The organism is Agarivorans albus, from assembly GCF_019670105.1.
GTDB lineage: Bacteria > Pseudomonadota > Gammaproteobacteria > Enterobacterales > Celerinatantimonadaceae > Agarivorans > Agarivorans albus.
Window position 1 is genome coordinate 241,351 of record NZ_AP023032.1, and the last position, 14,863, is coordinate 256,213.

The window sequence follows — 14,863 nt, forward strand, 5'->3', positions numbered from 1 at the left end:
AGGTGTGAAAAAATCAATAGGCTTGCTGTGTTTGCTTGGTTAAGTCAGCTTTAGTTCACCGGTAGGCTATTCATTGTAAATTCACTGTCATTAAAAATGAGTTTACTCTGGTCGCGGCCATCTTGATGAATTAAATAACCCGCGCTACGCAGCGCCATAATGTAAGCCGATAAGGGGCTGTAGTTAAACAAGCTGTCATTGGCATCTAGCTCTACATTCAGATCTAAATAGCGGAGTAGCTGCAGTGGGCTGTTTACGGCATTTAGCTCAAAGGGCAGAAGTTTTGCATTGCCCGAGAGCTTTATATCTCCAACCATGGCAAGATCTTGAAAATTCGAATTAATCTTTAATGCTAATTGTTCTAGCTGCCACTCTATGCCTTCTGAAATAAGTTCTTGCACCAAGGCATCTAAGTCTTGCTCTGAGCGCTGCTGTCGATTCGCCCCCGCAAGAGCTATCAAGCTTTGCATTGGAACGCCGCCGATCTTGGAAGTTAAAACAAGTTCATTCAAGGTGAATCTTTGTTGAGCTTCTTTAAAATTAAATTGCTCTAATGAGCTATCTACACTCATAAATGCCCGCTGTTGCTGTTCGCTAAACTGGTTACTCACCACTAAGTTTTGCAAATCTAACAGGGTGTTACCTTGCTCTAGCTGTAGTGTGAGTTGCTCAATTGACCAGTTGGCGCTTTCTACAAGTGTCCAACCTTGGCGTTGGCTAAACTGCTCATTAGCGCTCACTTGCTGTAGATGAATATGGTCACCATTTTGTGAACTATCGTCTAGTTCCATACCTTGCCAGTTTAGGCTGGCAGTGCCTTTAGCAAAATCTAGGTCGCTATTTGAAGTAATCAGCAAGGGATGAAAGTGCAAGTCTACCTGCGAATAGTTGTGCTCGAAGCTATCGATACTTAGCGATTGCTTTAAATTTTGGGTAAGTAAGTTGGCCTGCCACTGACCAAGATGGGGGATACTGTTTAATTGATTGCTCTGCAGCCATTGTTGGTAGTCGCCTTGTTGCTCATCCACTTGCCATTCGCCACTAAGCCATAGGGGCCAAAAGCTGATTTTATGCTGCAACATGATGGTGAAAGCTTGTGGCTCTAAACCAAGATCTGCAAAGTTACCCTCTATTTGCCATTGCTCTTGGCGAGTGAACCAGTCTTTACTTATTAGGCTTTGTTGGTAAGACCAAGCGTGTTGCTCATTGAGCTTAGTGGTTAGCTGCTCTACTTGACGCTGATATTGGTATTGGCTAAAGAATTGACCTCCAACAGCACTAACCATTAGCACGGTTAAGAAAACTACGCTTTTTTTGAACATTGAGCAGCAACCTACTTTAATATCGTGTTATCGAATAAGCATTCTATATGTAAATGCTAAGCAATAGTAATACCAATCGTACTAAGTAACGGTTCATTCTATCTGGTTAAAATACTCGATAACTGCGTTAGAATTTTTGATTGTAGAATAACTACTTATCGAAAAATCCTGCCTTATTCTCGAATATTTTTCCTGCGATATTTCTGATCCCGTACTTAGTGTGATTGGTATAAGTTTGTCGGCTTGCTTGAAGCACTTGGAGTATTTTTTGTTAAACCAACTTGTAGCCTTATTGGCTGATCTATACACGCCCTTGCAAGTGGTTGTGCTGCTTTGGCTGGGATGGCGACTTTTTGATGGCAGTGACTCTCGGCAGCAGCTTAAGCAAATTAGTGGTTTTTTATTGCTGAGTATTTTGATTAGCTATTCGTTGATGTTTGCTGATAACTACTGGCAATGGTGGCCGCGTTTAGCCTTAGATTACAGCACCCATACCGCTGTTGCTTTTAGTCTACAGCTGGCTATTCATAGGGTCTTGCCAAAACAACGCTTAGTTTCTTGGTTGGCTTACTTTGTTTATTTATGGCTGATGTGGTTTTTGAACTACCACAGTGTGATGGACATGCTAACTACCATGTTAAGTGTTGGTTTATTGTTGCAATTAAGTGCAATATGTAAAGTTGGCAAAGCAGCTACAAAATAAATGTAGGCTATGCTGAGTGAATTATTGTTAATGACAAGTGTCATAGTAAGACACTGGAGAGCTTCAGCAGGTCTGCTAGCAAAGCAAGAAGGGAACCGCCATGTTTAAGGTAATTTGTCCGGATGCATCGGGTGAAATGGATAAGTATTATCGATTTCGCTGGGAAGTATTGAACAAGCCTTTGCAGCTGCCGCTAGGCAGTGAACGAGATGCCTATGATGACCACAGTATTCATCGCATGATTCGTGACCGCCAAGGTGAACCTTTAGCGGTTGGGCGTTTGTTTTTAAGTGACAACAAAGAGGCACTGATTCGCCATGTAGCGGTGTGTCCTGAGCAGCGAAAACTAGGTTTAGGCACTTTATTGATGATGGCCTTAGAAGAAGCCGCTCACGATGAAGGAGTAGAACGCATTGTGGTAAACGCACGTGGCGATGCGCAAGCCTTTTTTACCAGTTGCGGTTTTGAACCTGCCGGCAATCCTACCTTCGATAAAGTGAAAATTAAAGTACAGCAAATGGTTAAAGAGTTGTCGCCAGAGCACCGCTTTGTAAGGCAACCCAAGCTATGTACTCAGCTACAGCAGATGTTTAACCAACAAATTCCTCTAAGCGAAAAAATGGGTGTGCGTTTACATCAATACACAGGTAACGAGTTGACCACTAAATTACCTATTGCCGGAAACGGCAACCCGCATTCCACCATGTTTGCTGGCAGCATTTACAGCCAGGCGGTTTTGTCGGGTTGGGGAATGATTTGGTTGATGTTAGAAGAGCATGGATTTGCTGGTGACATAGTATTGGCTAAAGGGGAAATTAAACATCGTAAAGCGATTGACCAAGATGCTTTAGCCAAGGTGAAGAAGAGCCAAATGAAAGGCAGTTTACTGCCGCTCATTGAAGGCAAAAAATGCAAAATGACCGTGACTGTTCAAGTGTGCCATAACAAAGAAGTGGCAGCTGAATTCAAAGGTTTCTATGTCATCCTACCTAAGCTCCAGGCTGAACTCGATAGCTAAGTGTTTAGATACATCCTCCAGCTATCCTTGTGTGTAAATCCAAGTATATTTAGTATGTAAATATACTTGGCGTACACAATCAGGAAAACTTATATGCAACATCTTTATCGCTTTAGTCTTAAGCAGTTATCGGTGTTTGTATCTATAGCCGAAACCCACAGTGTGAGTGTTGCTGCTCAGCAACTGGCAATGACCCAATCTGCTGCCAGCATGGCCTTAAATCAGCTAGAGACAGGCTTAGGCCAAAAGCTATTTGAGCGGCAAGGTAAGCGTCTTCGCCTCAATCACTGGGGGCATTGGTTACGCCCGCGAGCCAAGCGCGTGTTGATGGAAAGTCAGCACATTATGCAAGGCTTTGCCGGCCAGCAAGTGATCAGTGGCGAACTCAGTGTTGGCGCTAGCCAAACCATTGCCGAGTATTATTTGGCACAAATCATCGCCGGTTTAGATAAAACTTATCCCGACTTAGCGATTAGCCCACAAATCAGCAATACCGAAGCGGTTATAGCAGGCTTACTCGACTACCGTTTGCAACTTGGCATTATTGAAGGGCATTGTTCAGATAGCCGGATTGCCCAGCAAGTATGGTGTGAAGACCAGCTGGTCGTGGTGGCGGGTAAGCAGCATCCATTAGCTGAGTTAGAGCAAGTAAATCTATCTCGGCTAAGCCGAGCGCGTTGGGTACTGCGTGAGACAGGCTCTGGGACTAGAGACATATTTAACGGCGCCATTCATGGCAAAATCACTAAGCTCAAAGTATGGCGAGAGTATAGCCATGTGCCAAGTTTAGTAGCCTTAGTAGCCGACGGGGCTTACCTGAGTTGCTTACCTTTACGTAGTGTGGAGCAGGCGATAAAAGCGGGCGAGCTGATTGCTTTAAATACACCAGATCTAGATATGCGCAGAAGCTTTAACTTCGTTTGGCGCAAAGACAGTAGCCAAAACCCGCTGCGCGACTGCTTTATCGAATATGCTATGTCATTAGCTTTGGCCACACTAAACGAATAAATCGTACGATATTGTGGAGCGGGCGAGCTGATTGCTCTAAATACACTATGTAGCTTAGATTTGTGCAAAAGCTTCAACTTTGTTTGGCGCAAAGACAGTAGCCAAAACCCGCTGCGCGACTGCTTTATTGAACATGCTATGTCACTAGCTTTGGCAACGTTAAGCGAGTGAATCGTTGTTACTGCAAGCTTTCTTCTGTTAACGGGTAACGACACTGCGGTATGCTGGGAGCTCGGGTAAAGTCTTGCTGATCAACTGAGAAGCGGCGTGGCGAAAGGTAGTGATCAAAACTTACTTGGGGCTTGCTCCAAGCACCATGTACCGTGTGAACTAAACGCCAGCAAGGTTGGTCGGCTACTACAAGCTTTAGTTGATTGTAGCGTTGCTTCGCTAGGTCAATTTCACCCGTTAGGGTGAGTCCATAACGTAGTCCGGATAATTCTTGAGGAGCTAATCTTAGTTTGCCTTGCTCTAACTCTGCGCGTAGCGCCAAGTTAGTAAATTGGGTGATGCCTTTAGGCAAGCTTTGCGGATCTTGCCAAAACACCGGCCAGCCACTGGCTATAAAAGGATTGGGTTTTTCATAATACTGCCGCGGGCTTTCAATAATTTGGTCGAGGGTCACTTCTAAATCGGCACCTGGCAGTTGAATTAACTGACTGTGAAAATCAATCGAGCCATCAATACTTGAGCCAAAGTCATTGAGCTTACCCCTTAACTTTCCCGCAAGCTCTAAGTCTCCCACTAAGTTAAATTGGCGATTATTGGCTAAGCGCGCCAGTGGGCTAATATCGAGCAATAGGCCTGAGATTTCAGCTTGCCAAGGTTTGTGCTCTTGATCTAACAAGGCTTGTCCCTGTAACTCAAATTGGCCTAAGGGTAGCTCACCATACAAGTTAAAATAACCAATCTCTTGGTCTGCACCCAAGTCGAAGCTGACATGGCTGAGTAGCATACCGCGATAAGCCAGCTCTGGAGCTTCAATAAACACTTGGCTTTGTGGCTGCCAAAGTTGGTCAATGCTTTGCCACTGACCATCTTGAATTACTTGCAGTTGACGCAGTTCAACATTTAAACCGGTAGCTGAAAAGGGAAGTTGATCAGCGTAAGACAGCAGCTTCACTTGCTGCAACTCAAGTTGTTCAATGTTTAGCTGTTGTAGTGGTGCAGGGGCTTTAGTAGCGCTTTTTTCTTGGTTGCTTGTTGTAGTGCTGTCACTTACAGGTAACCAATTGGGTTGGATCGGAATTTCATTATTGCTTAGCAGCAATTGATGGAGAGTCAGCGCTTGCTGTTGCCATTGATAACTTAACGACAAACCTAGCTGCCCTTTAAATAGCTGGCTACGTAAGGCATCTACGGCAAATAGGCCATCGCTTATTTGTCCGCTAGCGGTAAGATCGCTGAACTGAATGTGGTCAATACCTAACTCATCGGCAATAAAAGCATATTCGCCGCGCAGTTTGTTGGCTTGGTAAGGCCAAGGGCTGGCTATGTTTTCTAGCTCTGCCGTTAGTTTGTTCAGCACCACATTGTGGCCTTGTAACTGAGTGGCTAAGCTAAGTTGGTTTAGTAATAAATTGTCAATTTGAATACTGCTTAACCAAGCAAGCTCAGGTAAGTTATTTAACCAATCTTGCTCACTGGTTGATGGGGCTGCAGCTTGATTTTCTTGAGCACTAGGTTCTGGAGCAAAGTGCTCTAGTCTAAAGTTGTTTAAAGCGAGCTCTCGTATGGTGAGTTGCTTATTGCTCAGTTCGGCAGAAGCATAAACCGAGCCTTGTAATAGATCGGCACCAATGTGCTCTATCACTAACTGCTGCTGGCCATAGGCAAGGCTTAACTGTGGCAACATGATGTCTTGCCATGGGGTTGTAAGTCGCTGAGCTGAACTATGCAAGGTGAATTGCCAATGGCTTGGCGCGGGTTCGTTAAGATCAATCTGCCAGTCTTCTATCGCTAATTCAAAGCGTTCTAGTCGGTAAGACTGTTGCTGGTCTTGCCATAATAAGTCGCCGTCTTTGAGCAATAGCTGATTGATTTGAACTGCGTTTAACCAGCTGATGTTGTTGGCTTCGTTAGGCTCGCTGCTGTCTGATGTTTGGCTAAACAGTTGTTGAGTAAGCGCTAGTTGTGGTTGTTCTAGTAGCAGGCTATCTATCTGAATTTTGCCCTGCAGCAAAGGCATCAAGGCAAAGTTTAACTTGGCTTGCTTAGTGAGCATGGCTGCTTGGCCAGATTTAGCGAGCTCTAAGTCAAATACCTCTATGCTGAGAGGCTTGTTGAGTGACCATTGCGTATTGTTGTAGTTAAGTTGCCAGTCGCTTTGCTGATTGAACCAATGCAAAAAATCGCTTTTGTAGCGATCTGGATGGAAAGAGAATAAGAAAAAGACCGAAGTTGCCAGCAACAGTAAAAAAACAATGGCAAGCAGGTCGAAAAAGCGTTTCATATTGGCGCAAACTCCATGCGACTTATTAATAACTTATCGTATCTATCCAACAATACTTGAGTATTCACATATTTAACAGCACGGGCTTCACCCCTTTTACATAAAGGCGCAACAAACACAGAGCTTAACTTTGCTTGGCCTTTTTGCTCGGAAATACCAGATAGATTCCTGCTAGTATCAGCACTATGCCTAGGGCCTTTGGCCAGCTAAATGCTTCGCCTATCCAAGGTAAACTAATGGCTGCTACATACACGATAACATAGCTTAAGCTAAGCATGGGGTAAGCAAGTGAAAGAGGCAGGTGTTTTAATGCCATAACCCAGCACAGCATTGATAAGGCATAAAAGCTTAAGCCAGCTACTACGCTAATGTAGTAAGGTAAATAACCTGAGACTAAAGCACTATATTGCGCTGCATGCCAAAGCTCCTGCAAGCTTGTAAATTGCAGGCTTAATTGGGTCATGCCCCATTTCATGGCTAACTGAGCCAGCGAAATAAAGGCGACACTTAGTAAGGCTAGCACCACACTTTGCGGATGGTTTTTCATAAAAACTGTTCCACTCCACCAAGAAAGGCAACACCTAATACAATCAGTCCCACGCCACACCACTGACGCGGAGTAACCGTTTCATTAAATGCAAACTTAGAGATAAGCAACATGATGACAAAGTTGCTGCTTAACAGCGGGTAAGCAACCGATACGTCCCACTGGCTTAATACTCCTAGCCAAAAAATAGCGCCCAAGCCCAAGAAAATAATGCCTAATAATAAAGGTTTAGACAGTAGTTTCTCGAGCGTGCTTAAATTTGGTTGAGCGGCAAACAGCAAAGCCGCACGTTTCTGCCAATACTGACTTAACGAGCTACAGCCAATAGACGCCACAATCAGCATTATATTAAGCATAATTTAGTCAGCTGCTGCTTGATAATAAAGGATGGTATAGCGGCCTTTATCGATACGCTCGGTGGTTTCAGGCAGCGTGCCATCCATATCCGGCTTATCGCGATAATAAACCATTACTGGCGCATGCTGGCGTTGCTGCTCAATAAACTCAGCTAAGTGCTTGGTTTCGATAAAGCGATGTTGGGAATCTGGGTATTCTAAGCCATAACGCACTTCGCCTTTTTGACCGACTAGGTATACGTCTTCACGCTTAAAGTACCAGTTAAACGCCGACATAGTATCGGGGTAATCGGCTACTAACACCGTATTCGGCTCTACTAAATGCGAGATTTGCTGCATAAACTTAGCCGGCATTTTTGAGTAGATACTTACATTTGGAAAGGTTGCCCAAGCTAGCATGAATAAGCCCAAAGGCATCAGCATGTAGCTAGCGACTTTGCCGTTTAAGCTGGTGGCTTTAATGGCTATAAAGGCCATGGCCGACCAAAAAGCAAAGATGCTAAATAGCAACCATGGGCGGTAAGCTTCTTCGGCGTCTAATGGCAGTTTGCCTGCGTAATGTAGTACCAAGGTGGTTACGGCAAGTAATCCAAATAAAACTGCATTTAACCAGCTTCCCCAGGTTAAACCCTTACAGGATTTGGCAAAAGCCTGTTGAATACCAAAGGCAAACAAGATCGCCAGCGGTGCCATTATTGGCAAAATATAGGTTGCTAGTTTGCCCTTAGCCATGGAGAAGAATAGCAGCGGCAATATCGCCCACAATAAGGCGTAGCGTAACAATGGTGAGTGCATTTGGCCTTTTAAGTGACCAATTGCACTGGGCGACCAAAATAACCAAGGTAAAACGCCAGCCGCTAAAAATGGCAGGTAGTACCAAACAGGCGCCGAGTGCTGGGCGTTGTCTGCCGCAAAGCGCTGAATATGCTCAATCCAAAAGAAGTAGTGCCAGTAGTCTGGCTCTGCAGCATGAATGGCTAAGCCCCATGGCAGACAAACTAAAACGGCCAGCAGCATTACCCACCAACCCCACTTCAAAATGGTTTTAAATTGCTTATCCCAAAACATATAGGGAACAACCACTAACACAGGTAAAGCTAGCGCTAAAAAGCCTTTGGTAAGTACTGCGCAGCCACAATAAAAACCGGCCAAACCATAATATTTGGCCCGTTGCCGCAGCTCTTCGCTGCGAATGGCAAAGTAAAAGGCGGTAAAGCTGGCGGTTAGCCATAGGTTAAGCATGCTGTCTAATACGCTGTAGGTGCCCACGCCAGACACCATAAACATGCTCAAATAAATGCCAGAGCTTAACCAAGCAACCGGGCGAGAGGCAAAGCGCGCGAGCAGCAAAAATATGCAAAAAGCCGCCCCTAAAGCGCTAAAGGCTGAAGCAGCACGCACCGCAAAGTTAGTTTCGCCAAAAACAAGTTGTGAGACCGCGTTCATCCAGTAACCCATTACTGGCTTTTCGAAGTAGCGCAAGTCGTTAAAACGAGGAACTACCCAGTCGCCACTACTTACCATTTCGCGAGAGATTTCAGCGTAACGCAGTTCATCGGGAGACCATAGATCACGCAGACCCAAGGGTAATAGGTACAAAATGATAAAGAATATCGGCACCCAAGTAGCTAGGTTAATTCGTAAGTGGCGCATGGTACTTCCTGGTTTAACTGGTATGAGGGCGAACAACCGAGGCTTGATGACTTAACCAGCCTTCGCGCCCATCCATTTCTATATTTAATATGCTGTCTTGTGGCCAAGTGACATAATCTTGATCTAACAACTCACACAGCGGTACAAACTCAATGCCTTGCTGTTTAGCGCTAATAATCAGCTGCTCAAACATCTCTGCGCAAACAATGCCTTCAACCTCAGCGTGAATGGTGTAAACATTTAAGGCATCGGCTTTAATTCGCTCAAGAATGGCTTGGTTGTAGTTGCTCTCGTCTACGCCGTCTTGGCCAATTAATTCATCATAGGTTGGCAAGGTAACCGGAATTTGTGGTGCCATTCCTGGTTTGGGAACAAAAATAGATTCACCTCGGCAATCGCTGTTGTAGCGAAATGGAAAGGCTTCTTTTTCATCTAGGGTGGTTTCGGTACAGCGCCAACCGGCTACTGCGCTGCATTGCACGTCTTTTCCGGTGATTTCTTCAAGCAGCTGATAACCCTTACGGATTTCCTTGCCCAGTTCGGCTTGCGACATGCTGTCGGTTTTCATCTGCCACTTGTGGTGATCCCAAGCGTGCAAGCCAATTTCATGACCTGCTTGGTCGGTATCTTTAATCACCGAAGCAAGCTTTTTACCGATCACGGGGCCAGGCCAAAAGGTGCCTCGAAAGATAATATCCCAACCGTATAAGCTGGCCGCTTTTGAGCGGAGCATCTTCTTCAAGAAAGCAGGACGCAAAAGGCGCCAAATATGGCGCCCCATGTTGTCGGGTCCAACGGTGAAGAAGAACGACGACTTAATATTGTGGCGTTGAAAGATGTCTAATAACTTGGGCACGCCTAAGCGCGTGCCACGAAAAGTATCAACATCTATACGAAGGCCAACTTTAATGGTGTCTTTCGAACTCATTATTACTCATCAACAGCTGTTTTTAAGAAGAAGTCGAGGGTTTCCTCGATGGTGTCTTCCATCATAATGCTTGGTTCCCAATCAAGTAAACGCTTGGCGTTGCGAATGCTTGGGCGACGATGCTGCACGTCTTGGTAGCCGTCACCGTAGAAGGTTTTGCTCTCTACCAAATGGTAGCCGGCAAACGGTGGGAATTTTTCGCGCAGTGGGTGAGCATCAAACTTCTCAACCAAAGTTTCAGCCATTTGCTTGATACTGGCTTCGTTGTCTGGCGAGCCAATGTTGATGATCTGTCCATCACATAAGCCGTCTTTGTTCTCAATAATCCGGAACAAGGCTTCAATGGCCTCAGAAATATCAGTGAAACAACGTTTTTGCTCGCCGCCATCAATCAACTTGATGGGTGTGCCTTCAACTAGGTTCAAAATTAGCTGAGTAATCGCGCGACTAGAGCCAACTCGTGCTGAGTTCAAGCTGTCTAAGCGTGGGCCCATCCAGTTAAATGGACGGAACAAGGTAAACTTAAGGCCGTCTTTCTTGCCGTAAGCCCAAATAACTCGGTCTAATAACTGTTTAGAGGTCGAGTAAATCCAGCGCTGGCGGTTAATTGGACCAGTAATTAGCGGTGAAGTGTCTTCATTAAACTCATCATCGGTACACATGCCGTATACTTCAGAGGTAGACGGGAAGATGATGCGCTTGTTGTACTTTACACACTCGCGAACAATTTTTAAGTTCTCTTCAAAATCTAATTCAAATACACGTAACGGATTACGGGTATATTCAATCGGAGTCGCAATCGCTACCAGTGGCAATACAATGTCACACTTCTTAATGTGGTATTCGATCCATTCGTTATGAATGGTAATATCACCTTCTACAAAGTGGAAATCTGGGTGGCTTAAGTGCTGTTCAATTTGATTAGCACTCATGTCCATGGCGTAAATTTCGTATTTACCGTCGTCTAGTAAGCGCTTGGTTAAGTGGTTCCCAATAAAGCCGTTAGCACCCAATATAAGCACTTTTTGGCGGCGTTTTGCAGCAATAACAGCGCTGGCTTGTGGACCAAAGCGCATGCCCGCTACTAAGTGCATTTCAGCTGCTAGTTGTTCGCCATTTAAGTACAAACCGTTTTCGGTTTGGCCTGCATTTACAATCAGAGATCCTTGAGTACAAGCAATGGTTAACGGCGCGGTGGCAACAATAGTACCTGGCGTTACATCAAACTCTTGCTCGCTGGCACTAGTGCTCCAAAAAATCACCTTGCGCTCACCTAAAAAGGTAAAGGCGCCTGGGAAGGGTTCGGTCACTGCGCGACATAAGTTGAAAATAGTTTGCGCATTGTCGGCCCATTTTATTTCACCGTCTGCGGGAGTGCGGCGACCAAATACCGTTGCTTGGCTTTCATCTTGTGCACTTAAGCTATGCGTACCGGCGATTAATTGCGGTAAGGCAGTTGCCAATAACTGGCTGCTTAGCTCGGTTAGGCGGCTATGCAAGGTGGCCGCAGTGTCGTCAGCATTAATGCTAAGTTTTTCTTGAGCAACAATGTCGCCTGCATCAGCTTTGCTGGTCATGGCATGTAAGGTTACGCCTGTTTCAGTTTCGCCGTTTAATAGCGCCCAATTTACCGGTGCGCGGCCACGGTAGCGTGGTAAAAGTGAACCATGTAGGTTAAAGCCGCCTTTTGGCGCTAGCTCTAGTACTGCTTGGCTGATCATTGAGCGGTAGTAGAAGGAGAAGAATACCTCAGGCTGCATCGCCTTAATTTTTTCTATCCACAATGGATGATTTACGTCTTCCGGTGCAAATACTGGAATACCGTTACGTGCCGCTAGCTTAGCTACAGATTCAAAAAAGACATTTTCGTTGCCATCGTCTAAATGGGTAAACACTGCGGCGATTTCTACACCTGCATCGAGAAGACTTTTAATACCAGCACAACCAATGTTGTGATAGGCAAACACCACTGCTTTCATGGCTTATTCCTTAACTGTAATAGGTAAATTAGTTATCGTTGTTATCAGCGTTAACGTCGTTGTCACGGGCCTGTTTGGTTGCTTCGCCAACCAGCACATCTTGTACGTAGTAGCGTGGCCTTGCCCTTACGTCGGAGTATATTCGGCCGATATATTCGCCTAATAAACCTAGGCCAACAAATTGAGCACCAATAAAGATAAACAATAGAGCAAATAGCGGGAATACCCCGTCAACACCCCATTCCGCGCCATAGATTAGGCGCATAAAAAGTAACACTAAACCAAATAGGCCACCTAGTGCGGCAATTGCACCACCCATGATGCTAAGCATTCTTAATGGGGCAGTAGTCATGCTGGTCAGTAAATCAAACATTAGGTTAATTAAACCCATGATGTTGTATTTTGATTCGCCTTGTTGGCGCTCGCTATGTTCCACATCTATTTCAACGGTGTGGCGAGCAAAGCCATTAGCCAAAATAGGAATAAAGGTACTGCGCTCATGGCACTGCAACATCGCGTCCACTACGTGGCGACGATAAGCGCGTAACATACAGCCGTAGTCATTCATCTCTACGCCCGTGGAGCGTTTTACAATCTTGTTGATCAGCATTGAAGGGTAACGGCGTAAGCGACTGTCTTGGCGATTTTTGCGCACCGTACCAACCGAGTCGTAACCTTCTTCGGCTTTCGCCACCAAATTAGGGATCTCTTCTGGTGGGTTTTGTAAATCGGCATCGAGGGTCACAATCAAGTCGCCGCGTACATGTTCAAAGCCCGCCATAATCGCGTTATGCTGGCCATAGTTGCGGTTAAGAATAATGCCTACAACATGGCTGCCTTCTTGGGCAGCAGCTGCTTCAATTTGATCTGCGCTGTTATCTTTACTGCCATCGTCAACTAGCAGCAACTCATAGTCTTTACCCATGGTGTCAGCAGCTGCACAAGTGCGTGTGATTAGCTCTTGTAAGCTATCGGCTTCGTTGTAAACCGGTATCACAATGGATACAAAATTGATGTCTTGCTTATGCCTCATGAGAAGGTCCAATATTTTGTTTGATTGCGGAAACAACACGTTCAACATCACTTAGTTGCATGCCTGGAAACAATGGCAGCGAACAAATGCGTTGGCTGTTAAATTCGGTATTACTTAAATCTGGGTTAATCTCACCAAACCTAGTTTGATAATTCTCTCGATAATACTTTTGACTATGGCAGGCTTTAAAATGAATGCCAGCGCCAATGCCCTGTTGTTTTAGCATGCTAATGAGCTGGTCGCGGTCAAAACCACAAATACTCGGCTCTACTCTCACTATCATTAAGTGCCAACAGTGAGTATGCACATAAGATGGCACGCTCATGGGGCTAATCCCCTCAACATCGCTCAACAGTTTACGATAATGCGCAACTAAGGCTTGGCGCTGAGCTGTGATGTTGGCTAAGCGCTGCATTTGACCTAAACCTAATACGGCACAAATGTCTGGCATGTTGTATTTGTAGCCTGGCTCTATCACTTCCGCTTGTGGCGCTCGCCCCTGAGTTTCTCTATCAAAGGCATCTACGCCTAAGCCATGAAACTTAAGGCGACGAATCCGCTCAGCTAATTCGGCGTCATTAGTGGTAAAAATGCCGCCCTCTGCTGTGGTTACATTTTTTATCGCGTGTAAGGAGAAAATACAGTGACCGGTTTGGCCAATGGGTCGACCTTTATATTCGCAGCCAATAGCATGTGCAGCATCTTCGACCACGGGAATATTGTATTGTTCCGCAAGGGCGTAGATGGCATCTAAATCGAGTGGGGCACCGGCATAGTGAACCGGAATGATCAGTTTGGTTTTATTGGTGATTTGCGCTTCAATGCGCTCTGCCGTGGTCATTAATGTATCTGCATCAATATCAACAAATACTGGCTTTGCACCCATTAAGGTGATTAGGTTAACCGTTGAAACCCAAGTCATTGAAGGGGTAATCACTTCATCGCCAGGGCCAATGCCCAAAGCTACCAGAGTGAGGTGCAAACCAGCGGTGGCGCTACTTAGCGCTACGGCGTGTTCGGCACCGGTATAGCTTTTTATGGCGTTTTCTAACTCAGCGTTTTTAGGACCGGTAGTAATCCAACCGGATTTGAGTACCTCAACCACTGCGTCGATTTCTTGTTGTTCAATCGCTGGGCGACTTAGGGGTAAAAATGTTTGTTCCATGACTCTCGGTCAGCATATCTATACCAAAGTGGATGAAGTCTAACCGTGCTGCGGGTTTATTGAAAGGCTCAAACGTCGGTCTTGTGTGCTGATTAGGTAAATATCGGTGTTTTTTGTAAGTGCTTTCTTGAATTAGTGTGCTTGTTCCAATTTATGCAACGATGCAAACCATTTTCGCTAGCTAATCAATACTCGCTGTTGTGCAACAATGCCCGCATTAAGGCCTTTAGCCTTACGCAGTTGAATTTGATTCCGCTGCTTAATTCATAAACGTATAGGGTATTAGTGATGAATAAGATTCTAACATTGGTGACTGCTGCTAGCGCTAGCTTGGTACTGGCCTTACCGGCTTCGGCTGGGCAATTAAGCAATGAGCAAAAGCAACTGGCGGTTGATATGGCCAATAGCAGTGCGCGCTGTTTGGCGGCGCATGCTTATATTCATGATAAAGATGAACGACAAGCCTTAGCGCAAATTGTTGCGCACATGCCAGATGAGCAAATAAGTCGGGAATCATCAGCATTTCTAACGGTATTAGGTTACGGTTTGGGTGAGGCATCTATGGGTTTACATGCTGTCGAGCAGGAAAGTGGCAAACAAGAAGCGCTAGCTTTAGCCGAAACGGTTTATCAGAATAACCAGTGCAATATTGACGAAGTGCTAAAAAGTGTAAGTTAAGCGCTTTTGTTTAGACAACCA

13 protein-coding genes are annotated in these 14,863 nt (G+C 45.3%); 4 read left to right on the forward strand and 9 right to left on the reverse strand.

The genetic code is table 11. From position 1 onward, the window contains the following. Positions 1–50 precede the first annotated feature (50 nt). Positions 51–1,322: a YdgA family protein gene (locus tag K5620_RS01125; RefSeq protein ID WP_016399880.1), complete on the reverse strand. Its 1,272-nt coding sequence runs from the start codon at positions 1,320–1,322 to the stop codon at positions 51–53. Between the two features lie 268 nt (positions 1,323–1,590). Here K5620_RS01125 and K5620_RS01130 point away from each other — a divergent pair, with 268 nt between their 5' ends. The 3 genes from K5620_RS01130 (at position 1,591) to K5620_RS01140 (ending at position 4,051) form a co-directional block, all read left to right on the forward strand. Then, positions 1,591–2,025, forward strand: a complete 435-nt coding sequence (locus tag K5620_RS01130) for a hypothetical protein (RefSeq protein ID WP_016399879.1) — start codon at positions 1,591–1,593, stop codon at positions 2,023–2,025. 100 nt (positions 2,026–2,125) lie between these two features. Further along, complete coding sequence (locus K5620_RS01135) at positions 2,126–3,043, forward strand: bifunctional GNAT family N-acetyltransferase/hotdog fold thioesterase (protein ID WP_016399878.1); 918 nt, start codon at positions 2,126–2,128, stop codon at positions 3,041–3,043. Between the two features lie 93 nt (positions 3,044–3,136). Next, on the forward strand, positions 3,137–4,051 hold the full coding sequence (locus K5620_RS01140) for a LysR substrate-binding domain-containing protein (protein ID WP_016399877.1): 915 nt from the start codon (positions 3,137–3,139) through the stop codon (positions 4,049–4,051). A 178-nt stretch (positions 4,052–4,229) separates the two neighbouring features. On the opposite strand, the gene K5620_RS01145 is transcribed toward K5620_RS01140, so the two are convergent. The 8 genes from K5620_RS01145 to arnB form a co-directional block, all read right to left on the reverse strand. Further along, on the reverse strand, positions 4,230–6,503 hold the full coding sequence (locus K5620_RS01145; RefSeq protein WP_016399876.1) for an AsmA family protein: 2,274 nt from the start codon (positions 6,501–6,503) through the stop codon (positions 4,230–4,232). A gap of 124 nt (positions 6,504–6,627) precedes the next feature. Next, positions 6,628–7,050 carry a 4-amino-4-deoxy-L-arabinose-phosphoundecaprenol flippase subunit ArnF gene (gene arnF, locus K5620_RS01150; protein WP_016399875.1) on the reverse strand — a complete coding sequence of 141 codons (423 nt, stop codon included), beginning with the start codon at positions 7,048–7,050 and terminating at the stop codon, positions 6,628–6,630. Beyond that, positions 7,047–7,406, reverse strand: coding sequence for an EamA family transporter (locus K5620_RS01155; RefSeq protein ID WP_016399874.1), 360 nt, complete (start codon positions 7,404–7,406; stop codon positions 7,047–7,049). Before K5620_RS01155 ends, arnF begins: the two co-directional genes overlap by 4 nt. A 3-nt stretch (positions 7,407–7,409) precedes the next feature. Next, positions 7,410–9,059 carry a lipid IV(A) 4-amino-4-deoxy-L-arabinosyltransferase gene (gene arnT, locus K5620_RS01160; protein WP_016399873.1) on the reverse strand — a complete coding sequence of 550 codons (1,650 nt, stop codon included), beginning with the start codon at positions 9,057–9,059 and terminating at the stop codon, positions 7,410–7,412. A 13-nt stretch (positions 9,060–9,072) separates the two neighbouring features. Beyond that, complete coding sequence (arnD, locus tag K5620_RS01165) at positions 9,073–9,987, reverse strand: 4-deoxy-4-formamido-L-arabinose-phosphoundecaprenol deformylase (protein ID WP_016399872.1); 915 nt, start codon at positions 9,985–9,987, stop codon at positions 9,073–9,075. A gap of 2 nt (positions 9,988–9,989) precedes the next feature. Beyond that, positions 9,990–11,966 carry a bifunctional UDP-4-amino-4-deoxy-L-arabinose formyltransferase/UDP-glucuronic acid oxidase ArnA gene (gene arnA, locus K5620_RS01170; RefSeq protein ID WP_016399871.1) on the reverse strand — a complete coding sequence of 659 codons (1,977 nt, stop codon included), beginning with the start codon at positions 11,964–11,966 and terminating at the stop codon, positions 9,990–9,992. Positions 11,967–11,994: 28 nt separating this feature from the next. Further along, positions 11,995–12,999, reverse strand: coding sequence for an undecaprenyl-phosphate 4-deoxy-4-formamido-L-arabinose transferase (gene arnC, locus K5620_RS01175; protein WP_016399870.1), 1,005 nt, complete (start codon positions 12,997–12,999; stop codon positions 11,995–11,997). Further along, the gene (gene arnB, locus K5620_RS01180) at positions 12,989–14,164 is read right to left on the reverse strand and encodes a UDP-4-amino-4-deoxy-L-arabinose aminotransferase (protein ID WP_016399869.1); all 1,176 of its coding nucleotides are present in this window, start codon (positions 14,162–14,164) and stop codon (positions 12,989–12,991) included. The genes arnC and arnB overlap by 11 nt, the downstream gene beginning before the upstream one ends. A 288-nt stretch (positions 14,165–14,452) precedes the next feature. On the opposite strand from arnB, the gene K5620_RS01185 reads away from it, so the two are divergent. After that, positions 14,453–14,842 (forward strand): hypothetical protein, encoded by a 390-nt coding sequence (locus K5620_RS01185; protein ID WP_040306589.1) that lies wholly within the window; start codon positions 14,453–14,455, stop codon positions 14,840–14,842. The last annotated feature ends 21 nt before the right edge of the window (positions 14,843–14,863 follow it).